The sequence below is a fragment of the Pradoshia sp. Z3_51 genome (assembly GCF_058215915.1).
On the sequence record NZ_JBZAJC010000002.1, the window covers coordinates 490,249 to 512,321 of the forward strand.

The 22,073-nt window shown below is 33.7% G+C and carries 27 protein-coding genes and 1 pseudogene; 17 read left to right on the forward strand and 11 right to left on the reverse strand.

Going from position 1 to position 22,073, the window contains the following annotated elements; genetic code table 11:
- The first annotated feature begins 63 nt into the window (after nt 1-63).
- The 3 genes from AC4BHA_RS05990 to AC4BHA_RS06000 are packed head-to-tail and all read left to right on the forward strand — an operon-like array spanning nt 64 to nt 1,699.
- On the forward strand, nt 64-828 hold the full coding sequence (locus AC4BHA_RS05990; RefSeq protein ID WP_490558294.1) for a beta-ketoacyl-ACP reductase: 765 nt from the start codon (nt 64-66) through the stop codon (nt 826-828).
- 14 nt (nt 829-842) lie between these two features.
- The gene (locus AC4BHA_RS05995; RefSeq protein WP_066100182.1) at nt 843-1,292 is read left to right on the forward strand and encodes a MaoC family dehydratase N-terminal domain-containing protein; all 450 of its coding nucleotides are present in this window, start codon (nt 843-845) and stop codon (nt 1,290-1,292) included.
- A complete protein-coding gene (locus AC4BHA_RS06000; RefSeq protein ID WP_490558295.1) occupies nt 1,289-1,699 on the forward strand; it encodes a MaoC/PaaZ C-terminal domain-containing protein in 411 nt (136 codons plus the stop codon). The genes AC4BHA_RS05995 and AC4BHA_RS06000 overlap by 4 nt, the downstream gene beginning before the upstream one ends.
- A 39-nt stretch (nt 1,700-1,738) precedes the next feature.
- On the opposite strand, the gene AC4BHA_RS06005 is transcribed toward AC4BHA_RS06000, so the two are convergent.
- Nucleotides 1,739-2,095 (reverse strand): helix-turn-helix domain-containing protein, encoded by a 357-nt coding sequence (locus AC4BHA_RS06005; RefSeq protein WP_066100178.1) that lies wholly within the window; start codon nt 2,093-2,095, stop codon nt 1,739-1,741.
- A 225-nt stretch (nt 2,096-2,320) separates the two neighbouring features.
- Complete coding sequence (locus AC4BHA_RS06010; protein ID WP_066100175.1) at nt 2,321-2,911, reverse strand: FtsB family cell division protein; 591 nt, start codon at nt 2,909-2,911, stop codon at nt 2,321-2,323.
- Nucleotides 2,912-3,124: 213 nt separating this feature from the next.
- On the opposite strand from AC4BHA_RS06010, the gene AC4BHA_RS06015 reads away from it, so the two are divergent.
- On the forward strand, nt 3,125-3,646 hold the full coding sequence (locus AC4BHA_RS06015; RefSeq protein ID WP_139891198.1) for a type 1 glutamine amidotransferase domain-containing protein: 522 nt from the start codon (nt 3,125-3,127) through the stop codon (nt 3,644-3,646).
- A gap of 62 nt (nt 3,647-3,708) precedes the next feature.
- On the opposite strand, the gene AC4BHA_RS06020 is transcribed toward AC4BHA_RS06015, so the two are convergent.
- Nucleotides 3,709-4,011, reverse strand: coding sequence for a hypothetical protein (locus tag AC4BHA_RS06020; protein WP_066100171.1), 303 nt, complete (start codon nt 4,009-4,011; stop codon nt 3,709-3,711).
- A 320-nt stretch (nt 4,012-4,331) separates the two neighbouring features.
- Here AC4BHA_RS06020 and AC4BHA_RS06025 point away from each other — a divergent pair, with 320 nt between their 5' ends.
- A complete protein-coding gene (locus AC4BHA_RS06025) occupies nt 4,332-4,565 on the forward strand; it encodes a metal ABC transporter permease (protein ID WP_262365954.1) in 234 nt (77 codons plus the stop codon).
- A 531-nt stretch (nt 4,566-5,096) separates the two neighbouring features.
- Nucleotides 5,097-5,936 carry a S1C family serine protease gene (locus AC4BHA_RS06030; RefSeq protein WP_490558296.1) on the forward strand — a complete coding sequence of 280 codons (840 nt, stop codon included), beginning with the start codon at nt 5,097-5,099 and terminating at the stop codon, nt 5,934-5,936.
- Nucleotides 5,937-6,483: 547 nt separating this feature from the next.
- On the opposite strand, the gene AC4BHA_RS06035 is transcribed toward AC4BHA_RS06030, so the two are convergent.
- Nucleotides 6,484-6,969 carry a hypothetical protein gene (locus tag AC4BHA_RS06035; RefSeq protein WP_490558297.1) on the reverse strand — a complete coding sequence of 162 codons (486 nt, stop codon included), beginning with the start codon at nt 6,967-6,969 and terminating at the stop codon, nt 6,484-6,486.
- 82 nt (nt 6,970-7,051) lie between these two features.
- The gene (locus AC4BHA_RS06040) at nt 7,052-7,234 is read right to left on the reverse strand and encodes a hypothetical protein (protein ID WP_139891195.1); all 183 of its coding nucleotides are present in this window, start codon (nt 7,232-7,234) and stop codon (nt 7,052-7,054) included.
- Nucleotides 7,235-7,481: 247 nt separating this feature from the next.
- Between AC4BHA_RS06040 and AC4BHA_RS06045 the strand changes: the two are divergent.
- Nucleotides 7,482-8,030 (forward strand): annotated as a pseudogene (locus AC4BHA_RS06045) (phosphogluconate dehydrogenase (NAD(+)-dependent, decarboxylating)); the annotation flags it as partial.
- Between the two features lie 1,120 nt (nt 8,031-9,150).
- Here the strand turns inward: AC4BHA_RS06045 and AC4BHA_RS06050 are convergent.
- Nucleotides 9,151-9,930 carry a 3D domain-containing protein gene (locus AC4BHA_RS06050; protein ID WP_066100154.1) on the reverse strand — a complete coding sequence of 260 codons (780 nt, stop codon included), beginning with the start codon at nt 9,928-9,930 and terminating at the stop codon, nt 9,151-9,153.
- Nucleotides 9,931-10,879: 949 nt separating this feature from the next.
- On the opposite strand from AC4BHA_RS06050, the gene lepB reads away from it, so the two are divergent.
- The 3 genes from lepB to AC4BHA_RS06065 all read left to right on the forward strand — a co-directional run bounded on the left by lepB (nt 10,880) and on the right by AC4BHA_RS06065 (nt 12,544).
- Nucleotides 10,880-11,410, forward strand: a complete 531-nt coding sequence (gene lepB, locus AC4BHA_RS06055) for a signal peptidase I (protein WP_066102238.1) — start codon at nt 10,880-10,882, stop codon at nt 11,408-11,410.
- A 152-nt stretch (nt 11,411-11,562) separates the two neighbouring features.
- Complete coding sequence (locus AC4BHA_RS06060) at nt 11,563-11,859, forward strand: hypothetical protein (RefSeq protein WP_066100150.1); 297 nt, start codon at nt 11,563-11,565, stop codon at nt 11,857-11,859.
- Nucleotides 11,860-12,064: 205 nt separating this feature from the next.
- On the forward strand, nt 12,065-12,544 hold the full coding sequence (locus tag AC4BHA_RS06065; RefSeq protein WP_066100145.1) for a DinB family protein: 480 nt from the start codon (nt 12,065-12,067) through the stop codon (nt 12,542-12,544).
- A 348-nt stretch (nt 12,545-12,892) separates the two neighbouring features.
- Here AC4BHA_RS06065 and AC4BHA_RS06070 read toward each other — a convergent pair whose 3' ends face one another.
- Both AC4BHA_RS06070 and AC4BHA_RS06075 read right to left on the reverse strand, forming a co-directional pair.
- Nucleotides 12,893-13,360, reverse strand: a complete 468-nt coding sequence (locus AC4BHA_RS06070) for a hypothetical protein (RefSeq protein ID WP_139891193.1) — start codon at nt 13,358-13,360, stop codon at nt 12,893-12,895.
- Between the two features lie 101 nt (nt 13,361-13,461).
- Nucleotides 13,462-13,770: a hypothetical protein gene (locus AC4BHA_RS06075; protein WP_140461302.1), complete on the reverse strand. Its 309-nt coding sequence runs from the start codon at nt 13,768-13,770 to the stop codon at nt 13,462-13,464.
- Nucleotides 13,771-14,155: 385 nt separating this feature from the next.
- Here AC4BHA_RS06075 and AC4BHA_RS06080 point away from each other — a divergent pair, with 385 nt between their 5' ends.
- Nucleotides 14,156-14,716, forward strand: a complete 561-nt coding sequence (locus tag AC4BHA_RS06080; RefSeq protein ID WP_066100133.1) for a transglycosylase SLT domain-containing protein — start codon at nt 14,156-14,158, stop codon at nt 14,714-14,716.
- Between the two features lie 175 nt (nt 14,717-14,891).
- Here the strand turns inward: AC4BHA_RS06080 and AC4BHA_RS06085 are convergent, their stop codons facing one another.
- Nucleotides 14,892-15,365, reverse strand: coding sequence for an 8-oxo-dGTP diphosphatase (locus tag AC4BHA_RS06085; protein WP_490551998.1), 474 nt, complete (start codon nt 15,363-15,365; stop codon nt 14,892-14,894).
- Between the two features lie 283 nt (nt 15,366-15,648).
- On the reverse strand, nt 15,649-16,776 hold the full coding sequence (yfkAB, locus tag AC4BHA_RS06090; protein WP_140461303.1) for a radical SAM/CxCxxxxC motif protein YfkAB: 1,128 nt from the start codon (nt 16,774-16,776) through the stop codon (nt 15,649-15,651).
- A gap of 681 nt (nt 16,777-17,457) precedes the next feature.
- Here yfkAB and AC4BHA_RS06095 point away from each other — a divergent pair.
- From AC4BHA_RS06095 to AC4BHA_RS06120, 6 genes are all read left to right on the forward strand, one after another.
- Entirely contained in the window at nt 17,458-17,604 is a 147-nt protein-coding gene (locus tag AC4BHA_RS06095; RefSeq protein ID WP_180349910.1) for a hypothetical protein, read from the forward strand.
- 356 nt (nt 17,605-17,960) lie between these two features.
- Complete coding sequence (locus AC4BHA_RS06100) at nt 17,961-18,275, forward strand: thioredoxin family protein (protein ID WP_066100123.1); 315 nt, start codon at nt 17,961-17,963, stop codon at nt 18,273-18,275.
- 563 nt (nt 18,276-18,838) lie between these two features.
- On the forward strand, nt 18,839-18,979 hold the full coding sequence (locus AC4BHA_RS06105) for a hypothetical protein (protein ID WP_225983677.1): 141 nt from the start codon (nt 18,839-18,841) through the stop codon (nt 18,977-18,979).
- 80 nt (nt 18,980-19,059) lie between these two features.
- Nucleotides 19,060-19,233, forward strand: coding sequence for a hypothetical protein (locus AC4BHA_RS06110; RefSeq protein WP_225983678.1), 174 nt, complete (start codon nt 19,060-19,062; stop codon nt 19,231-19,233).
- A 362-nt stretch (nt 19,234-19,595) separates the two neighbouring features.
- Nucleotides 19,596-20,357, forward strand: a complete 762-nt coding sequence (locus AC4BHA_RS06115; protein ID WP_225983679.1) for a threonine/serine exporter family protein — start codon at nt 19,596-19,598, stop codon at nt 20,355-20,357.
- 12 nt (nt 20,358-20,369) lie between these two features.
- Nucleotides 20,370-20,822 (forward strand): threonine/serine exporter family protein, encoded by a 453-nt coding sequence (locus AC4BHA_RS06120; RefSeq protein WP_490551780.1) that lies wholly within the window; start codon nt 20,370-20,372, stop codon nt 20,820-20,822.
- Nucleotides 20,823-21,067: 245 nt separating this feature from the next.
- Here AC4BHA_RS06120 and hemH read toward each other — a convergent pair whose 3' ends face one another.
- Complete coding sequence (gene hemH / locus AC4BHA_RS06125) at nt 21,068-22,042, reverse strand: ferrochelatase (protein ID WP_490558298.1); 975 nt, start codon at nt 22,040-22,042, stop codon at nt 21,068-21,070.
- Between the last annotated feature and the right edge of the window lie 31 nt (nt 22,043-22,073).

Here is a 22,073-nt window from a genome sequence, read left to right on the forward strand (position 1 = left end):
AATTTTGTGGTTTTTGTAGAAATAATTAACGTTTATCTTATTTGAAAGGGATGTGAACGTAGCATGACTGGGAGATTTGAAAATAGAGTGGCCATTATTACCGGAGGAAGTAGAGGGATAGGTAAAGCAATTGCAGAAAATTTGGCCGTACAAGGTGCTAAGGTAGCGCTTTTTGATGTAAATGAAGAAGCACTGCAAGCGACTGCGGAACAATTTAAACAGAAAGAATTTGATTGTATGACTCGTGTTGCAGATGTTACTTCATCAGAGGAAGTGGAGAAAGCTGTAAAGGAAGTATATGAACACTATGGCGCTATTTATATTCTGGTTAATAATGCAGGAGTCATCCGAGATAACCTGATTTTTAAAATGACAGATACAGATTGGCAATTGGTAATGGATGTTCACTTGAAGGGCTCCTTTAATATGACTAGAGCAGCGCAAAAATATATGGTCCAGCAAAAGTATGGGCGCATTATTAATATCTCCTCCACCTCAGCGCTTGGGAACAGAGGGCAAGTGAATTATTCTGCAGCAAAGGCCGGTTTGCAGGGGTTTACTAAAACCTTGGCTATTGAACTGGGTGGGTTTGGTATTACGGCTAATTCAGTGGCACCTGGATTTATTGAAACAGATATGACAAAGGAGACAGCTGCTCGAGTCGGTATACCATTTGAACAGTTAATTGAAGCAAATGTTTCAATCATTCCTGTTGGACGCAGTGGTAAACCTGAAGATATTGCTAACGCTGTTTTATTTTTTGCTGATGAAAAGTCTTCGTTTGTAAACGGACAGGTTTTATATGTGGCAGGTGGACCTAAAAATTAATTGAGGTGAGATGAATGTTTGCTCAAGCAGTAGGCAAGAGATCAAATCGAGTGTTAAATAGAGTTGACAGAGAACGTGTTAAACAATTTGCCAAAGCAATTGGAGATGAGCATCCTATATATGTTGATCGGGAATATGGCAAGAAATCAAGATACGGTGAGAATATCGCTCCACCAACATATCCAAGAGTATTCAATTATGGAGAGTTAGAAGGTCTGGAGCTGCCATCTAAAGGACTAATCCATGGAGAGCAAATCTATCATTATGAGAGACCTTTATTAATAGATGAAGAAGTATATTGTTTTGCAAAAGTAAAAGATTATAAAGAGAGAACTGGAAGTAACGGAAAAATGGGCATTTTGCGGATTGAAAACAATGGTGAAGATAAAGAAGGAAACTCGATATTTACTTCTACCATTGTCATTATTATAAATGAAGTTGTGCAAAAGGAGTTGAAAGCATGACATGTTTGCTTGATATACAGACTGGTGATGAATTGGAAGAAGTAAAATTGGAACCTGTTTCTAAAGAAGCATTGGTTGAATACGCTAATGCTTCTGGGGATCATAATCCTATCCATAAGGATGAGGAGCAAGCAAAAAGATTAGGACTTCCGGGTATTATAGCACATGGAATGTGGACAATGGGGAATCTGTCAAAACTGTTTACCCCTTATTATGAGGATGGATTTATAAAAGATTTTACAATTCGTTTTCGTGACATGGTCTTTTTGAACGATTCAATAAGATTAAAAGCAAAGCTTGAAACAAAATTAGAAAGTGAGTTACATTTTATCGTTTCTGCTATTAATCAAAAAGAGCAGGAGGTACTGAAAGGTACCGTAGTGTATTATTTATACGAAACTAGTTAAATACAGGCAGCTTTTAAGCTGCCTGTATCCGGTAAATGATTAACGATAGAAGAGGCCTAATGAGATATCTAACAGACGCTGTTTTTCATCCTCTGTTAAGGTTCTGCCATATAGCACAATCTCATTCTCATGCATGAATTTATGCAAGTCATAGGATCCTTGTAACTGTGTTAATTCAGGTATTTTTCGTTCATTAGAGTTACCCAGTAAATAATCGACAGATACATCAAAATAATGGGCAAGTTCCAATATTCCGTCAATACTTGGTTCGCGTGTTTCCCGTTCGTAAGATCCCATGGTTGATTGTGCGACCCCTATAATAGCTCCTAGTTCTTCCTGTGACAAACGCTTCTCTTTACGCAACTCTTTTAACCTGCTTCCAAAAGAGGATTTCATGGTTGCTCCCACCTTTTACGAAACGTATTGTATATATATATTATAGGACAAAAGTTACAAATGAGCGAGTAATAAGGTGTAAAATGTCTCTTTATAGTACATTTTATATGTCTTTTTATCGTGCATAATTAGAAATCACCCAAATTGTGCCTATGATCTCTTTTATCCTTCTTGTTGTCTAAACAATGCCGTAATCCATATTTAAGTATTGCCAATCAGTATGGCTCAACCATTAATTTCGTAAACTTTTCCTGTTGTAACGTTAACTCCATACCATCCCCAGGTTGCGGTATGCTGGCTTTCTCCCTCATCAACTACTACTTCATATACATGTATAGATAAATCCTCAGTGCCTGATATCTTCCCTTGGACTTCGAAATGAACGTTTGATTCATTGGTATAATTAATATGATCCTTTACGAGATTAATAGCCTGATCCTGAGCGGATTCGAGATCAGAAGTGCCCTGTTGTTTTTCGTTTTCTTCATCAGACGAGAGTTTGGTTGTTTCATCTTCAACCGTATTCGTTGTATCAGCAGTGTTTATTTTATCTTCTGTGGAGTTTATATTTGAATCAACATCATCGGTAATAGGTGATTCCTCTTCGGCGTATTTTTCGATTTCTTTGTGTAAATTTATGATTTCCCTTTCCAACTGTTTATTGTTTTCTTTAGCAAGATTAATTTCTTTATTTAATTGTTCCAGCTCAGCGGAAGCTTTAGAATGCTGATAGTAATATTGAATGATTAATCCGAGGCTAAACAAACCTGCTAAAACAAATAATAGTACTATTTTTCTTGTGTTTAATTTTCTCATATGAATCTCCCTCTTGTTATTTTAATATAATTTTATAAATAAATAGGCTAGATGTGTAGTCTAAAATGCGAATATTCCGTTTTATCTTGAGTTGCTAAAGTGTGTTGATAAAATTGATTTAATAAATGCATAAGTGGTTGATATGATTACGAAGAATAGTTTTATAAGAATAGGGAATAGGTACATAAGAAATGATTGATAGGGAGTGACATTATGAGATTAAAGGATAAGAAGATTCTAAGTTTTGTACATCATGAATTTGAGGACCTCGAATTGTGGTATCCAATTCATCGACTGCGTGAAGAAGGAGCAATAGTTCATTTGGCGGGTGAACAGGCAAAAGTCAAGTATATTGGCAAGTATGGCGTACCCGCAGAAAGTGAGTATAGCTTTGCAGAAGTAAATCCAAATGATTATGACGCAGTTTTAGTTCCTGGAGGCTGGGCTCCTGATAAACTTCGCAGATTTCCAGAAGTATTAGAGTTTATCCAAAAAATGGATGAACAGCAAAAACCAATCGGACAAATTTGCCATGCAGGCTGGGTATTGATATCAGCTGATATTTTAAAGGGAGTAAAGGTGACAAGTACACCTGGAATACGAGATGATATGGTCAATGCAGGAGCTTCCTGGTATGATGAAGCGGTTATCGTAGACGGACATATTGTTTCAAGTCGACGCCCGCCTGATTTACCGGATTACATGCGTGAATTTATCAAAGTACTAGAGAACTAATAAAGAAGCCAGTGTTTAAATGTAAACACTGGCTTCTTTATATTGTCTGTGGATCCTAAGACTTAAGATGGAATAGCTACTCTTAATTGTCGAATCACATTATTAATATATTTTCTGTTTTTGTAAATGAAAAGTTTTAATTGATCACCTGAAAGCTGTAATTCATCTATGTCGCTATAAAACTCTCCCTTACCATGCGCTGTCCATTTTCCTTCTTTATCATAAAACATTAAGGTCCAGTGGCCACCTCTAATATGGTCTTCAAAGATAAAGTAATACTTCTTACCAACTTCATCATAAGAAGAGATAGATTTAAAATCAGCCAGGAATTGATCGATATCTTTTTTATACACAATGACCTTCATACAAGTTCCCTCCTAATTTATTATTCTACTCTTAACATGAGTTTTTTATAAGAAACATGTGTGTATGGTGTCCTATAAGATTTAATTATATAATTTTATCTGAATTTTCACCATAGCTAGATTTTCGATATTGTTAACTAAAATTTAATATGGAGAAAGTTCTTTTAAATGACCAAAACTGTAATATTTTTTATTTATAATTATTATAAATAAAAAGGGTTCTTGGAGAGCGAATGGGATGGAATAGATACACTTATAAAACTTTTTTAGTGATATTGATATTTTAAAGGTTTATAAGTGTTTTTTAAAGGGGGGAGAGTGTGGGCGCTATTCTTGTTATAGGTATGTTGATTATACCGGCCTCAACTGCCTATCTTTTAACAGAGCGCCTGAGTGTCATGATTATGATCAGTTTAATAGTTGGGGTAAGCTCCGTTTTCGGTTATTACACAGCCGTTGTTTTAGATGTCTCTATTGCCGGTTGTATGGTTGCAGTGTCTGGCTTGATTTTTGGACGTGTTTTTGTTCTCACCTACCCATGGAATCGTGTTTAAAAATTTCCAACATAGAAAATTAAGAAATTCTTTTATTTAAAATGTTCAAAGGTAAATGAAGCGATTGTCTAATAAGCTGAACAGAAGCAGTTTATTGAGCAATCCTTGTTTTGTTTATGTTCTTTATTCATCTGGCGGTTTAAAGTATGGTAACATGCTAAGGGAAGATTTTAGGTAAAAAGGATAAAAGGAGTTTTTATGAAAGTTTTTAAGTTCATCAGTTCTTCATTTGTAATTGTAATAGCTTATTTTTGTCGTTAGCGAGCATTTGGCTTTATCCGTACTTGCATATGTCGATAGGATTCATGTTTATGGTGACGTGTATTGAACAAATACGTTTAAAACATATGGGATTAGCTATAGTAAACGGTGTGCTATCGTTTTTCTTTTTCAGTTTAGCTCTTATTAGGCTATTCTACGCTGAATTGTAGAATATTTTATGACCATGCTTCATTTTTCTGGCGTGAATGACGAAATAATGTATAAGAGATGATGGTCATTTAGCTGTCAATGAAGAAGCAGGTGTAAAGAATGAAATGTCGCTATTGTCAGAATGAAATAAATACCCGAAGTAAGTACTGTTTGCATTGTGGTAAATTGAAGAATGGACCAAAAAGAAAGAGATCAAAAGTTGTCTTGGTTTCTTTTAGTATCATCGCTATTCTTTCAGCAAGCATCTATTTATTAGCTGCAAATCAAACGGATAATCATAAGCAGGTCGAATATGGAAGCATAAAAGAAATAAAATTGGTACATAAAGAGAATGGAAAAACGAATCAAGCAGAGGAAATTAAAACAACGCCTAAACCGGCAACTGAAATAAAAGTAGATACCAAAAAAGAGGTTTCTGAGATTATAACTGAATCACTTGCAAAAGTTTTTACTATTTTCACTGAGGATAATCAAGGTACTGGATTTATCATTAATGATCATGGAGATATCCTTACAAATGCTCATGTAGTAGAGGGCTCTGTTGATATAACAGCAATCGATTATACAAGTCAATCCTATGCAGGAAAAGTCATTGGATATTCGAATATCCATGATGTCGCAATTATCAGGATACCTGAAATGGCGAATCAGCAATCCTTGGGGCTAGCTACCCAGGAATATGCTTCGATAGGTGAGGAAGTAATAGCATTGGGGAGTCCGCTCGGAAAAACTAATACAGCAACTTTGGGAACAATTGCAGCCATTAACCGAAGTTTTTATATTGGGGAGCGTATATATGAAAATATTTACCAAATGACTGCTCGGATATCTCCTGGAAGCAGTGGCGGTCCATTAGTATCTGTAAAATCAGGCAAAGTAATTGGAATCAATTCAGCGAGATCGATTGAGGATGAATCAATTGGGTTAGCATTCCCCTGAAGGATGTTTATTCGTTTATCAGTGGTTGGGTTTCAAATCCGTTATCGGAGAGTGATATAACAGGCTTTTTTTATACGGAGACCGGTGATTATCATTTTGAGGAAGAAGATGAAGAGATTGACGGAGGATATTTTGAAGGTGGAGAAACAACTGATGAGCCAGGGGTTTATTACGAAATTCCTGAAGACTGGTATGAGGTAGATGGGGAATATAATAATCAATCTGAGGCTGAAAAAGAGGATGTTATTGAAGGAAATCTTTTAGACAATAAACAAGAGGAACAATTAATAGTAGAACCCAGTGACGAAAAAACCAGTAAGTATTTCTGTAAAAGAACAAAAGGAGAACGAAGAATAATCAACTTCTGTAAGGTTATCCATTATGGAATTTTCGCTGAAGTAATTTTGGGGTCTAATTATGCTAGACAGAGGGAAAAATGTACATATTTGCCGAAGGATAGGAATCGTCTGATCTAAATTGAAAACCTTATAGGTCAATAGTGTTAGAGTGATTTGGATAATCACTCTAATTTTTTGTTAAGTATCATTTAAAAATATGAGGCTACTATAATTTTAATATCGTCGATAAACACATAGGTATGAATAAGAACAAAATAGATAAGTAAAGGCAGAATAGTACACCAGCTGGTTCGCCCTTTTTTTATTAGTAAGCGTTTCATCTCCTTTTCATCGAGATGTGGATGTCTACGTCTTATCTGTTCAACATGTTTTTTTGTACCGGCTAAATATAAAAGATTACCGCTTCTGCCTATATAAAGGTGCATTAATGCGGCAAAAACTAACCAATAAAACAGGTGGTTACGGAATAGGAGAGATACTAAAATATCAATCAGGATGAAAATACCGACAATCAGATATCTTTTTCGATACGCAAGCCAGAACATCCCGAAGACTAAACCGAAAAAATTCCATCTTTTAATTCTATGATTCTCATTTAAAAATGAATGATAGTGATCGCCGATATATACTTTTATATCTTGTTTTTCCTGCTGAGAATCTTTTAATTTAACCATAAAAATACCTCATTTTTATTTACACGATTGAATGATGGTTTGATCAATGACTGAAACTAAATTTAAGCTATTAAATTTAGTTTCAGTCATTGCACTCAGGACATTTCTTTATGGCAGGATATAATCTGGTTGCCCTTTTAAAGGCTTCGTCATAGGAAAAATGGCTTACTTCAATAAGGCGAACTAACTCACGATCTAGATTTTCATATTGCTCATGTTGTTCATCAACTATATTCCCATCAAAGCATTCTTTGCAAATTTCCATCTTATTACTCTCCTTTATTATTTATCTATATAGAATTTTAACTAATTTTTGTTGAATAGGCAAAGAATTGGAAACCTCACTACACAATTAAGAATTCGAAAGTTTAGTATTAGACTATTGGCAAGATGTAACGGATTGAAATGTTTATTTGTTGAAAATAACGGTATGTAACTAATAAAGATATTAATAAGGAGGAGACTTGATGAAGGTAGGTTTAATCGGTCTTGGCAAGATGGGGATGAATTTGGCAGGGGGAATGGAAGGAGCAAGAAATGGGGCATGTTATATGATTGGTGGCAATCAAAACGCATGGAAAGTAATTGAACCATTATTTGCAGCCACTTCCGTACCAAATGGGTACTTATATGCAGGTGATTCGGGGAGCGGACATTATTTAAAAATGGTTCATAACGGAATTGAGTATGGGATGATGGCAGCTATTGGTGAGGGATTTGAAATCCTCGAAAAAAGTGAGTTTAATTTTGATTATGAACAAGTAGCAAGAGTCTGGAATAATGGATCGGTTGTGCGCTCCTGGTTAATGGAATTAACGGAGCAAGCTTTTGCTAAAGATGCCCGTTTGGAAGAAATTAAGGGAGTTATGCATTCGTCTGGTGAAGGAAAATGGGCACTAGAAACTGCTTTAGACCTTCAAGCCTCGACACCAGTAATGGCATTGGCCCTATTAATGCGTTTTCGCTCACAGGAAAATGACACATTTAACGGTAAGGTTGTAGCTGCTTTAAGAAATGAGTTTGGCGGCCATAAAGTCGAAAAAATGAATAAATACAAGTAGTACATGATTAATAGATTAATGAACAAGCATAACTGTTAATGGAGGTATGCTCTTTGTATAGGGGATTTGTTACTAATTTGATCAACTCTTTGCGACCAAAGAACGAGTGAATCAAATACCTTTAACAAAGATATAAAGTTTATCACGGAAAAATATTTATGGAAGTGTGAAAAAGCCAGCTTCATTAGGAAACGGACAACGGATTATTCAACTAAGTCCCCGACTGCGGAATGGGAGATTATTATCAATTAAAGGCTTTCCATCCTTTATCGCCCATGACAGTCAATTCGGAAGCTGGAAAGCTATCATGAAAATATAGGACTCCTGTCTCATTATCACGAATAATTTTAGATAATCCCCTGTATAAACATCCTCAAAATGTTTATTTTCCTCTATGACATACTCTTTTTTGGTTTGTTGAAGTAGCTAACTTCATATATAATGGCACCACAAAATAGTAATTTTATTCTTTTTATAAATCAAAATCTATTAGAAAACAGCATTTTATAGAAGCGACCCACAAAGTTAATTAGTAAATCATAATACTTAAAGAAATGATAAATAATGATTTGGAGATGTAGAATAAGTATATTCGAGTAGCTATTTAAATTCCTATATAGGAATTACTTTACAGGAAGTGGTTCATTGAATGGACATAGATGATTTATTGAAGTAACCGATGATTCTCAATTCATAATTCATAAGAAATAAATATGTGATTTTTCAAGATTTAATAAGCCAATAAAAATACGAGAAACAGATTTTAATAAACACAATTAGATTAAAAAAGATTGGCTTATTGTTTTGTCAGTAGCATCACAAAGTTCTATCTTTATCATTATAAATGGAAGATGAGCGGAACCTGACTTTAAAGAGGTCATGCTATTTAAATCCCCGATACCCTTAAGAAGTCATGAGGATGAATAGATCATAAATAAAATTAATTGATTGTAATTGTTCTTGATATATTTATAGTGTTGTACGTAGGTTTAGACAGGGTGAGTAAGAATGTATTTCAGTTGTTTTTAAGGAGAAATAGTAGATTGAAAAAGAAAAATATATATAAAACACCTTCGAGAACTGGATGTAAACTCGAAGGTGTCGTTTAAAGCGAAATGTGTTAGTTTAAAATTTGAATGTTAACTTGTTTACGTCCCCAATTAAGAGCAGCATCTTGTGTAGGGATGAAAACATCTATTTTGTTCCCTTTAATAGCACCACCGGTATCAGCAGCAGTAGCATATCCATAACCTTCAACATAAACTTTTGAACCTAATGGAATTACACTAGGGTCAACTGCGATTACTTTAGCATTTGGATTCGCATTTAAATCGACTCCGGTAGCAGTGACGCCAGAACAACCGTTACAACTAGCTGTATAAGCTGTGGCTGAAACAGAGAGAGTTTTTCCTGCTTTTTGCCCAGTAGACTTTGCAGTAGTAGTTGTTGTCTCTGTTTTTGTTTCAGTTTTAGTAGTTGTTGATGTAGTTGTTGTTTTTTGTTGAACAGCTTCAGTATTATTTTTTGCCGGTTGGCCTACACCAGACAAATTAAGGACTTGACCTGGTTGAATAATTTCTGAATTTAAGCTATTCCAACTTTTTAGCTGATTAATAGAGATTTTATTTTTAACAGCTATCTTCCAAAGACTATCACCTTTTTTAACGGTATAAGTTTTTGGTTGGTCTTCCTTTACGATCAATTTAGTATTCTCAATAATGATATCGGAATCTAAATTATTGAGTTCTTTAATATGATCAACAGAAGTGTCGTATTTATTTGAGATACCCCATAGTGTATCACCTTTTTTGATTGTGATTTCTTGGGCAGATGCTTGGGGTCCGCCCATAGCAACGGCGATGGAAGCTACCGCTACGAATGATAACAAAGTTTTCTTCATGTAGTTTGAACCTCCTAAAATTGTTTGTTTTGAGCTAACAGTGACAATCTTATCAGGTTTACGAGAAAGAAGTAATAACGAGGAGATGATAAATTCATTACTGATATAACGGGAATATGTCAAATACATATCTAATAATTTGAATATTCAGAAAACTATAGGTAAAAAAACTTAATAAAACCATGGTATTAATATATTTTTCTAGTAAATTTAGATAGAGGAGTTTTTGTCATAATTGTCACAAAAATATCCATTATTTTGAATTAATGGTAAAAAAAGAGATTAAAAAAACTGAGAAAAAATATTAAACTTATGAAAAACAATGCTTAAAATTGGAAGAAAAGGGTAATGAATGGGTGTGATTGCTATAAAGTAAAAAATGAAAATATCAAAAATTATAGTTCGTAGTTATAAGAATAGATGTAAATTTAGTTTTTAAGAGAATGGATGTTGATAACTAATTAGTAATTAAAAGAAACTTTAGTAAATTCATTTTCCTGTATGTAAGGAAGCATATTAGCTGGTCGATTTTCATTCTTTTGTTGTAATAAAATAATCTATTCCTATTATACCCTAAAATATGACATAGTTCTAAGGTTTTTTTAAATAAATTAGGTTAACGGACTTAATTCGTCAAAAAGATAATTAATCAGTTCTTGAAAGAATCAATATAATAGAAGAAACACGATAACAATTTGTTAGAAATCTGCTAATGAAACGCTAAATTACCGTATGTCGAGCTTATAAAGATGAGGAGATTGTTTTTAGTCAGATATCGGAACGAAAGAGAGTAACTGATGCCATATCTGGATAGTATGTAATAAAGAATTGACTGGATACATAAGAACTTAAATAATGCCTTATATGCTTGGAGGATTGAAAAGTTTTATTACTTGAGTTCCAGCCCTTTTAGAAAGATGAGGTGAATTATTTGATTCCTGATAGAAATATGAAAAATGAAACATTTAGCTGGTTAAAGTCCATTCTGATCATTGTTGCTGTCATTATGTTAATCAGGACTTTCCTATTTACTCCGTATAAAGTGGAAGGAGTATCGATGGAACCTACTCTCCGCAATCAAGAGAGAATACTGGTCAGTAAATCATTAGTAGAAAAGAAATATAATAGAGGAGATATTGTCATCATTAAGGGTGATAACAGTGAAATGTTCATTAAGAGAATAATTGGTGTAGCAGGGGATAAGATTGAAGTGAAAAATAATATCCTTTATATTAATGATGTTCAGAAAAAGGAAAGATATCTGGATAAAAATCGACAAGAAACCCATGAAGAAGGCGAAAAATCAAATGGAGATTTCGAAGCGATTCTTATTCCTGAAAATGAATATTTTGTTATGGGTGATAATCGTCTTGTAAGTATGGATAGTCGCAATGGATTAGGGTTAATTAAACAGGATCAGGTTATAGGACAAGGTAAATATGTCTTTTATCCATTTACCGATTTAAGAAAACTGGACTGAGGAGTCTTCTTAAATCAATGAAAAATAATTCTATTTCAAGTACATATTAATAGTTTATAAAAAGTGAATTTCTTAATAATAGTAAAGTATGTGGTGTATTGTCATTTTTTGTTATAAAATAAAGTTAATATATGGAGGCGGAGGTAGTCTGCGTGGTGTATATATTAACTTTATTCATTGTTATGATTGCTTTTTTATTGTTTATTAAATATAAACGGGATGAGAGAAATACAATTATACTCAGGATGAATGAAACGTATCCAAATGCGAATGAATATGTAGTTGCCATTAAATATGAGTTGGAGAAACAAGGGAAATATGTTGCCTACTCTGGCAATGGACATTTTATCGTTGATGGAATGAATTACAAGATAAAGGAACGGAAAAAAATCATAACAGACGGTATATCGATGCAGCTTACTATACTTAAGTGTCTAAAGTCCTCCTGATAAAGAAGAAAACATCCAACCAAGATTGGATGTTTTTTTGATTGAATTGAATTTCTTATCTTTAGAGGTTTCGTACTATGGAATGGTAATTTAGTTGATTTTTAGCTTCATTTAAATAGTTATTCTAATTGGTTACAAAGTAGGAAGGGAATTGTCAATCACAGCTCGAAATAAATGGATATACCACAATTTAGGAGGGTTGAATATGTTAAAAAGACATGAAGTACTCTTTAAGCAATTGGCTGATTATCGGCATGAATTGTTAGTGGCGGTGGATTCGATGAATGAGGATGAGGTGAATATTGTACCTGAGGGATTTCGAAATAATATACGATGGAACCTGGGACATGTATACCTGGATCAATATTTGTGGATTCAACATTTGACAAAGGAACCAATCATCCTGCCTAATCATTTTAATGAATGGTTTGGTTATGGTACGAGCCCGGAAGATTGGAGGGGAGAGGTTCCTAAACTTGATTATTTAAAAAGACTGCTTGCTGTACAGCCTTTTATGATTCGAGATTTATATGGAGAAAGACTGGAAGAAGAATATTCTGTAACGGAATCTGGAATGTTTACAGTGGAACAAGTCCTCGTTAGAACTATTTTTCATGAAGGAATACATTTGGGGAATATTCTTGCATTGAAAAAGCTTGTTACATCTCAAGAGGTATTAAGTTAAAATAATTTAATCCTTATAGGAAGACAAGTAAAAAAAGCTGAATGAATCCCTATTTTATATGCATGATAGAATAAAAAAACATTCAACTCCATTTATTTGTTTTCCTCTTTAATTAGTAGCCATATATCCCTTGTGCTAAATCAATTAAATTATATAACTCTAAATAATAATTATTTGTAATGATTTTCTTGGAAAAATATGAAGAAGTGCACTTAAAGTGCATATGGAATCCATAAAGTGATCAGAAACTGTAATATATAATATATCTAAAAGCCTCGCAATTCCCAATGGATATGTTTTTTTAAGAAACGGAAATGTTTTAATGGTACTGTTAAATGGCTGACCTCCTTAAATATCATTACTTCGAATATCCAAATACCATAATGAAGATTTTTGTAATTTTTTATAAACTCCATCAGTCCATCCTGTACTTTGTTCCTTTTCGAAATCTCCATGATTCAAAATCCAACGAGCTATTTTTAGTAGTTCCTCATCTTTAAGCTCTTTCTGAATAGCTGTTAATTTGTCCAACCAAGGCTTTTTTGGTGAACTGCCAACAGCATTATCTAACCAAATTATACAATCTCTTTTAATTTCGAATGTCCTGTAACTATTAGTTTTGAGATCATTAAAAATGAAGCTTATAATTTGATAGCACCCCTGATTATTATTTACTTTGTAATGAACAAGGTAATGTATGATATCCGTATTATCTGGTTTTATAAATCCTATAATTTTCTTGAAATCCTTGATAGTATGATGGAATCCTCTTATCTCATTTAGGTCCAGTAGGTATTTAAGAGCTTTATTGCGCATAAAAAAATCAGCAGAATGAAAGAATTTACTTAGTTTTTCTATTTTCCAAATATAATCAAACCTATTAAAGAAAATGCTTCATCTATATACTCTTTAATCTTCTATGTAGTACGATCTATAACGGATGAAAAAACATTGCCCCACATAGAGTCGTAAATCTTAAGAAGCCGACCTAAAATATATTTTAAAGAACTACTATCTAAAGAATCTGATGCTTCCTGCAGAGTATTATAAATCGAAAAAAAACCCTCCGTTTGTTTGCTCCCTATTTCTTTCTTTGTATTGATTTCGATCAACGATTCTACCCAATTATCTATCAATTTTGCTTCTTCTTTTTGTAGTTTAAGACTGGCGGCAAAAGTAGCAGCTTGAAGAATTTCTGTTTCTCTGTATCTTTCTAACTCGTTCAAAAACATAGATTCACCTTCTATTCGTGGATTATTAAATTGAAGTACAGAGCTTTGTGGCTAAAAAAAGGGTGTGCGTGTGCGGTTCTTTTTTATTTATTTTCCAACCCCCCTAAGAGAATTGCTGCTATTGCAACCATACTGAAATGATAGATTTTCCTATAAAAAGTAAAACCTTTTTATATAGAAGAATATTGATTTCTAAATCAGTTCACTCCATTTTTATATTGAAATTGTACTACTTATTTTACAAACAGATTACATAGAAGACATCATCCTTACAATAACGTTATAATCTGATGAATTCATACATTTCTGGTAAAGACTTTTGATATAGTACAAGAGTAACAAAAAGTAGTAAAAAAGTTGCTAATGAAAAGGAGTTTATATGATTAAATTACAACCTAAACTATTTGGGAAAATTGCTATCAGTTTACTATTCATTTTTGCGTTAATCGCAAGTACGACTATACCGGGACAAAAAGCTGATGCAGCAAGTAGCAGTTTAGCTGGATTTAAGTATTCAAAAAAAGTTCCTTTGCCTAAAGCTCAACAACAATATCTCTATAAAATGACTAAACAAAGAGGATTGGATTATAAAGAAACGCTGGCAGTGATGCTGCATGAAAGCAATATGAAAGTAAAAGCAAAAGGTGGAAGTAATTACGGATATTTCCAAATTAATAAAATTAACCATAAAAATTTAGCTAAAATTACAAAGACAAAGAACAAACCCTATGATCCATACGTAAATATGAATTGGGGAACATACATGTTATCCGATTTACAAAAGAAATATAAGAAAAAAGGTTATAAGGGTACTGCTTTAAAAGAAGCTACCTTGAGTGCTTATAACAAAGGTGAAGGTGGATTTAAGAAGTATGGAAAAGCCAAAGCCTACATAAAAAAGCATAACCAATGTCTAGCGAAAGTTAAAAAATGGTTCTAATTAACAATAATTAACAACAGCGTTCGTTTATCGGACGCTGTTGTTGTTTGATTAATGAAAGTGCATAAATATCTATAATTATAAGGAACAGTACTATAATGATTAAGGTTTATCGGAAGAATTTTATTTAAACAGCAATTAAAAAGAAGTATCTAGAATCTCCTGTACCAGTAGCTTAGGTCTTCTTTATAGAAACTTTACCTTCTTGATTTCTCTCATTATCCCATTCGACCTGAATCTCAAATGTTCCTTCTTCAAAAAACAATGGAAATCTTCTTCTTATAGATTCTTGCATAGGGAGATTAGAAGCTTCATCTATATGAACCCATACAGGTTTACCCTCGGTTGAGTTTTGCAACAATGTGCCGCTAAAACTAGTAGCTAAATAGTTAAAAATAATATGTCTGTCATGTTTTTCGGGATTGACATACTCATAAAGCCCTTTGTAGACAAGATTACTTACATTTAACCCTGTCTCTTCTTTCACTTCTCTAATAGCGGAATCCGTAAAACTTTCTGGAAACTCTACTTTTCCTCCTGGTGGTATAAATCCCTTGAAATGATCGTGTTGTCTATTTAATAACAGGACATAATCTCCATTCTGAACCAAACAAACAGTCCAAAATTTGTAATGAATAGATTGCTCCAGTTCCACCTAATTCACCTCGATCATCAGTCTTTAATAACTATCGGTATTAAATTTAATTTTACCTTAAAATTCCATAATATCACCAAACTAAATTAGATAAACCAGATTGATCAAAAGATAAAAAAGAATGGAGAAGAAATGAGGGATGTCGGGGATTGAACAAAGTGTTTGGTGGTTTAATCGATCCTTTCCTATCTATATAGACATAAAAAATGGCCGATTTCTAAAAATCGACCATTCTTTTTTTAAATAGCGGTCTGTTCGTATTTAAAAGATGGAACCGTTATAAATTGGTTTTATTTAATTTGAAATTCATTTCTGGATAATAAGCGTTTTTAACCAATACATTTGGACCTAGGCATTTTACTGTCGGGCAATGGCAATTTAATGAATCGGCCAGGCTTGATTTCATCCAATTATTATAGGCGACAGGCAATGACTGCTCCTTAATATTACCAAGTGGCGGAGTATCTCCAAAGTCAGTTACGATTACATCACCACTAAAGATATTTACATTTAAACGAGATCGTCCGTCAGGGTCGTTCCGAACAGTCACGTTTTTACTTGAATATAATCTTTGCAGTAATTCGAGATCTTCACTGTTTTGGCTGCATGGGTAAAAAGGCAGTGTACCAAACAGCATCCAAATGTTTTCATTACGAATATCCAGAAGATGGTGAATGGCTTTTCTTGTTTCATCCAATGAAAGTGTTTCTAAAGTAGATGCAAAAGAACTAGGGTACATAGGATGCACCTCATGCCTTTGGCAGCCCATTTCTTCAACAATTTGTTTGTGAATATGTTCTAAATGGGGGAGCGTTCTTTTATTGAGCATGGTTTCAGCAGATACGAGTACTCCCGCTTTCGTTAATGCCTGGGAATTGGTAATAATTCTATTAAATAAGACTTCTCGCTGTTCACGAGTTGGTTTTCTTTCCATCATAGCAAAACCGCCATCTATAAAATCATCGATGGTTCCCCAGTTATGTGAAATATGTAAAACATCCAAATAAGGAATAATTGTTTCATATCTCTCTAACGGAAGTGTTAAATTAGAATTTATTTGTGTTCGCACCCCACGTGAGTGTGCATATTTTAATAGAGGCTGAACATAATTTTCAACACTCTTTTTTGAGAGCATAGGTTCACCGCCGGTTATACTGATGGAACGTAAAGCAGGGATTTCTTCCAGACGGTGTAAGATTAGTTCCAAAGGCAGAGCATCAGGATCTTTCGGTTGCAGGGTATATCCAACAGCACAATGCTCACAACGCATATTACATAGAGTTGTGGTTGTAAATTCTATATTAGAAAGGGTTAGCTTTCCATATTGTTCTATATCCATATAGGTTTCCCATGGGTCATAATCCGGGCTTAAAGGCGTTGCTTTTTGTGTGCTTTTCGTGATCATCCTATTACTCCTCATAAAAATTCATATCCCATATTATGGTCATTAATTTAGAAGTATGTCAACATTCTTATAATTGAGATTCTATAAAATTATTAAAATTGAAATGGAGAGAAGACTCGGATAATAGATAAAGGGCATAAGAATATCCTATTAGCTTCAGAGAAAATAAATGATTGGGTTAAGAATGGGTAGGATATGAGGATTTAATCCCCACTCACAGAAATATTTGGTAAAAAGCGGAAAATATATAACGAATATGCTAATTTTATTTTGATGGTAGGCGTTTAATTTATACTTCGAGAGCTAAGGGAAATTTTATAAGTGATAATTCAAGATGGATTAAGAAATTAGTATCTACAATGTAACGGTAAAGTTTAACGCACTGGGGGAGCAAACATTAGGATAATCATAAGAAATTTACTATCGGTTATTATTGTTTCTGTATTAACATCCTTATTTCTTACAGGTACTTCATATATCTTAGGAGAACAAAGTGATAATGTAATTAAATTTTTTTAATTCTTGGCATTTCCATATTCATTCCTGTTTGTTTTTCTTTATGGATTTATAGCATCAATCATTGGAGAAATAATCGCTGGTCTAGTACAGCATAAAAAAGCACGACTTCTAATAAAAATTACAGTATATGGAATGTTTCTTTCGGGATTTTTATTTGTAGCAATGGAGACTAAATTTTTTGCTTATCTTGGGATTGTTGCAGCGATTTTGTATGTAGTAATAGATGAATATCTTAGAAAAAGAACAAACCTAGCTTTTACGGATTCACACTATAATAAAGGATCTGTTGGGAATGACCATATCGATTAATAGAAAAAGGATTTATTGAAATAGCAGAAGCAAAGGTAAGCTTATATGTAAAAATTGTTTTCTGCATTCGAATAGAACTACACCCATTCGAACGAGCGACCCAAATGAGGACATCTCTACTGATTCTTGCAGTGTGTTTTTTAATAAATCAATCGCTTCTTCTGTTTATTCTATACACATTAGATGTAACTATAGCATAAAAAACCTCCATTACAGAAATCTCCTTATATAAGCCTATTGTACCAATTTTTGAAGAGAATAGTTATTATTGTAAACATCATAATAAGCATTTAAAATGTGTAAAGTATTTAAAATGTTTACTATAGTAATAGAGAAAGAGAAGGGAGATTTAGAGAATGCAACAAGTTACATCTATAGAAGAATTTGATAATCAAATAAAAAGCGATAAACTAACAGTAAATATATTTACGACTACTTGGTGTCCAGATTGTAAACGACTTGATTTATTTATTGACGAAATTATTACGGAGCATCAAGATAAACAATGGTTTACAATTGATAAAGATGAATTACCCGAATTGGCAGAAAAAGAAAATGTTATGGGAATTCCGTCCTTATTAGTTTATAAAAATGGAGAAAAAATAGCTCATTTACATAGCGCTAATGCTAAAACGCCTGATCAAGTCAGAGATTTTTTAAGCAATTTCTAAAAAAGAGGTTAACCAATCATCTCTATTGCTGAGAAAAATTATCCAGGCATAAAGTAGATTAAATAAAGAGCATAACAGATTAGAATATCATATCTGTTATGCTCTTTATTATTGGCTTTATTCGTATATATTATTGCTTTTGCACCTATTTTACATAGTTTGCTTTATAAGAGAAGTAGATATGTATAGTACGTCTCAAACTAGGTTGGTCTAATATGGATGCTTCTCATTGAATGGGAATGGATTCTATAGCCAGTGAGAACGTTCTGATTAAACTTTTTGAATATAATCACTCAGTAGCGAGTGGAGAGGGATTCGATCCGCTAAGCTGTTCGCTCCCTAGAGAAGGACCTTAGCATGCAAATGAAAAATATCTATCACTATATAATGTAAATAAACGAGAATATAAGGAGTAACTGAAGAAAATAAACGGAACGAAATCTTTAAATATTGCATTTTTAATACTGATAATATCTGTCCTATCAGCTTGTGTTTCAAATCCCGATTTCGAGTTATACGAAGGAAATGCCTTACGGATAGCTGTTGTTGGAGAAAAACCGGAAGTGAAAGAAGAACAAGTGGAATTTACAGAAATTTCATTTGGAGAAATGACAAACAAAGAAATGAACTCTTATGATGCTGTCATTATTTCGGAAAATAACCTTTTGAAGCTGCTGAAAGTCAATATGCAGATGTTTACTTAAATTCTGCTATCCCTTACTTTTTTATGAGAACAAATCATTATGTCTCTTTTACTGAAAAAGATTTGGAATACGATAAAATAATGAATTGGACTTCAGGTAATAGTTATGCTGTTGGAATTTTTACAACACAAGATGATGATACATTAAAAAAGTGGGGATATGGTTTATATAATGATGAAAAAAATGATGAACATATAAAAGATGTATATTCCAGGATTTTCAAGACAATAGATGAACTAAATTCAAATGAATAATCCTAATAATATAAATTGGGGCGTTAGATCAATAATGGAGACAGCTATAGTCGGCTGTCTCCATTATTGATTTATTAGCAACAAATGTCTGGACAGAGCCCTGTTATTTAAGCTGAATTACAGTAGTATAATATTTGAAGTAATTTAGTCTAATTTATGGATTTCCTGATAATTGGATAATTCATAACAAGAATATCGACTTAATCATTGCGAAATAGTGAATTATAGGGTTAGATTATTAGTCTTATCCTCTCTATTAACAAAGTTTTAGTTTTCGCTCATTTTACCTCTATCTTTTCAGAAAAATTATTGTACAATATATAGGCATTGATTGATATTAAATGTGAAGTGAGTTGACGAAAGTGGCAGTAGACAAAAATAAGATTATTATTGATGCCAGTCTTCTGGCCGGGCGTATTATGCTGGAAAACGGAGCGGAAACGAGCCGGGTAGAGGATACAATGGAAAGAATGATTAGTACTTCACTAGGAATAAAGCATGGAACAAATGCATTTACATATGTGACAGTTAATGGAATTTTTGTGAATATAGGCTTGGACAATACGAATTTCGTTAGAATCGATAATCGGGATCATAATCTTGAAAAGGTAACGAAGGTCAATCAAATATCAAGAATGTATTCAGAAGGCCGTCTGACAATTGAGGAAGTTCTTTCGGAACTGAAAGCAGTGGATCAGGACCCGCTTGACTACCCCTTATGGTTCAGACTTATTTGTACAGCTGTATTGAGCGGAAGCGTTATGCTGATTATGAATGGCACATTTGTGGATTTACCGGCTAGTATGATTGGTGGCCTTTTGTGTTATATAACCTATTTAATTGGCTTTAAAATAATGAAAACACCATTCATAGTGGAATACATAGCTGCTTTTTTGGGTGGGATTGTTGCCTATTATATTAACAGTATAATGGGAAGTCATTTAAATTCCGTCATGATAGGGACGGTTGCACCGCTTGTACCTGGAATTGCGATGACCAATGCTATTCGCGATATGATGGCAAAGCATTATCTCTCAGGAACAATCCGGTTAGTGGAGGCTGTCTTCATTGCGGGTGCGATTGGTACGGGTATTGCTACCGTCTATTATTTATTTATCAATTAGGAGGCGGAAATAGTGAATCAGATCCTTATTCATATGGTTTTTAGCTTTCTATCATCGATATCCTTCGCAGTTATTTGTAATGTTCCGCGCAAGTCTATACCAATAGGAGGACTTGTAGGGATGTGCGGTTGGATGGGATACTGGATTTTAAGCACGGAAGGGTACGGCGTATTTCTATCCAGTATAGTGTGTTCGTTGTTATTAGCCTTTGCCGGACAAATCTCTGCACGAATTTTTAAGATGCCGCTGACTGTCTTTTATGTACCGGGACTGGTGCCAATCGTTCCGGGAATAACAGCTTTTCAGGCATTTCGTTTATTAACACTACAGGACTATGATGGTGCGCTAATCGGATTTTTAAATGTTGGTTACTGTGCAGTTGGGATTGCAATTGGACTGGTTTTATCAGATATCCTATTTAAGAGCAGTTTATATATGATTAAAAATTTCAAGATAGTTCGTTAAGGCAGTATGATAATAATCATACTGTTTTTTTAGTGGAGTTAATTAGGAGAGAAAATTATCTAGTGGAATAGGTTCCTTTAAATGAATATATGATAAAAATGGAAGAAATGTTGCTAGATTAGAAATTCATGAACCGAGCTAAATAAACAATAAAGGACGTTCCAGAAAAAGGGTTGGTTCTTTATTGTTTATTTTTTTGCTGGTTATGATAAAATTAAATTGGAATATTTTCCAATATTGCTATGCTAAATGATTTTTATTGGAGCCAAATAAGGCTTAATGATATCCATCAGGCATTCAATAAATAAAGGATCGTCATTGGCAGCTTCTATATAATGATATTTTTCACCGCCGTTTTCCATAAAAATAGTATGATTCTCAACCTGAAGTTCTTCCAGTGTTTCCAGGCAATCTACTGTAAAACTGGGAGCGAGAATGTGAATATGTTTAGAACCGCTTTTGGCAAGATGACGTAACGTTTCACTGGTTGAAGGTTCAAGCCAAGGTTCCTTACCAAATTTAGATTGATAGCATGTAATGATAGTGTGATCTGGCAATTCTTTTTTTAGAGCTTGAGTGGTTTTTAAGCATTGGTATGGATAATCGTCACCATCAGATACATATCTTTTAGGTATGCCATGATAGGACAGGACTACCGCATCAGGGTGGCCATGTTCTTTTGTGCATAGTTCAATACGCGTTTTTAATAATTTAATCCATATTGGATGATCAGGGTAGTCACGTATAAATATTACTTCCGGGATATCTCTCCATTTAGATAATGTTTGGTTCAAATGATCCCATACAGATCCTGTAGTAGTGGAGGAATATTGCGGAAATAAAGGCACGACAATTAATCGGCGCATTCCCCATTTATGCAGCTTTTCTAATTCATCCTTTATAGATGGTTTACCATAATTCATAGCAAGTGAGACTTTAATATTAGAATGTGCGAATTGTTTCTCTAATTCTTGTTTTTGTTTAATAGAGATGGTTAATAAAGGTGATCCTTCATTCGTCCATATAGATTGGTAGAGCTTTGCGGTTTTCGGCGGCCGTGTTCTCAGAATAATTCCGTGCAGGACAGGCATCCATTTCCACCTAGGTAAATCAATTACTCTACTGTCACTTAGAAATTCTTTTAAATACGAACGTACAGAGGACGTGGTTGGTTGATCAGGTGTACCCAAGTTAACTAAAAGAATAGCTGTCTTTTCCATATCCATTCTCCTGCCGTATAATAATATTGTT

Excerpts from the sequence above, each read along its gene's own strand:
- AC4BHA_RS06000 (WP_490558295.1), top strand. The coding sequence starts at position 1,289 with ATGACATGTTTGCTTGATATACAGACTGGTGATGAATTGGAAGAAGTA.
- AC4BHA_RS06065 (WP_066100145.1), top strand. The coding sequence starts at position 12,065 with ATGTTAAAAAGACATGAAGTACTCTTTAAGCAATTGGCTGATTATCGG.
- AC4BHA_RS06035 (WP_490558297.1), bottom strand. The coding sequence starts at position 6,969 with ATGGTTAAATTAAAAGATTCTCAGCAGGAAAAACAAGATATAAAAGTA.
- AC4BHA_RS06070 (WP_139891193.1), bottom strand. The coding sequence starts at position 13,360 with ATGCGCAATAAAGCTCTTAAATACCTACTGGACCTAAATGAGATAAGA.
- AC4BHA_RS05995 (WP_066100182.1), top strand. The coding sequence starts at position 843 with ATGTTTGCTCAAGCAGTAGGCAAGAGATCAAATCGAGTGTTAAATAGA.
- AC4BHA_RS06100 (WP_066100123.1), top strand. The coding sequence starts at position 17,961 with ATGCAACAAGTTACATCTATAGAAGAATTTGATAATCAAATAAAAAGC.
- AC4BHA_RS06020 (WP_066100171.1), bottom strand. The coding sequence starts at position 4,011 with ATGAAGGTCATTGTGTATAAAAAAGATATCGATCAATTCCTGGCTGAT.
- AC4BHA_RS06005 (WP_066100178.1), bottom strand. The coding sequence starts at position 2,095 with ATGAAATCCTCTTTTGGAAGCAGGTTAAAAGAGTTGCGTAAAGAGAAG.
- AC4BHA_RS05990 (WP_490558294.1), top strand. The coding sequence starts at position 64 with ATGACTGGGAGATTTGAAAATAGAGTGGCCATTATTACCGGAGGAAGT.
- AC4BHA_RS06095 (WP_180349910.1), top strand. The coding sequence starts at position 17,458 with ATGGAGACTAAATTTTTTGCTTATCTTGGGATTGTTGCAGCGATTTTG.
- AC4BHA_RS06050 (WP_066100154.1), bottom strand. The coding sequence starts at position 9,930 with ATGAAGAAAACTTTGTTATCATTCGTAGCGGTAGCTTCCATCGCCGTT.
- yfkAB (WP_140461303.1), bottom strand. The coding sequence starts at position 16,776 with ATGATCACGAAAAGCACACAAAAAGCAACGCCTTTAAGCCCGGATTAT.
- lepB (WP_066102238.1), top strand. The coding sequence starts at position 10,880 with ATGAAAAATGAAACATTTAGCTGGTTAAAGTCCATTCTGATCATTGTT.
- hemH (WP_490558298.1), bottom strand. The coding sequence starts at position 22,042 with ATGGAAAAGACAGCTATTCTTTTAGTTAACTTGGGTACACCTGATCAA.
- AC4BHA_RS06110 (WP_225983678.1), top strand. The coding sequence starts at position 19,060 with ATGAATTGGACTTCAGGTAATAGTTATGCTGTTGGAATTTTTACAACA.
- AC4BHA_RS06030 (WP_490558296.1), top strand. The coding sequence starts at position 5,097 with ATGAAATGTCGCTATTGTCAGAATGAAATAAATACCCGAAGTAAGTAC.
- AC4BHA_RS06040 (WP_139891195.1), bottom strand. The coding sequence starts at position 7,234 with ATGGAAATTTGCAAAGAATGCTTTGATGGGAATATAGTTGATGAACAA.
- AC4BHA_RS06015 (WP_139891198.1), top strand. The coding sequence starts at position 3,125 with ATGAGATTAAAGGATAAGAAGATTCTAAGTTTTGTACATCATGAATTT.
- AC4BHA_RS06010 (WP_066100175.1), bottom strand. The coding sequence starts at position 2,911 with ATGAGAAAATTAAACACAAGAAAAATAGTACTATTATTTGTTTTAGCA.
- AC4BHA_RS06080 (WP_066100133.1), top strand. The coding sequence starts at position 14,156 with ATGATTAAATTACAACCTAAACTATTTGGGAAAATTGCTATCAGTTTA.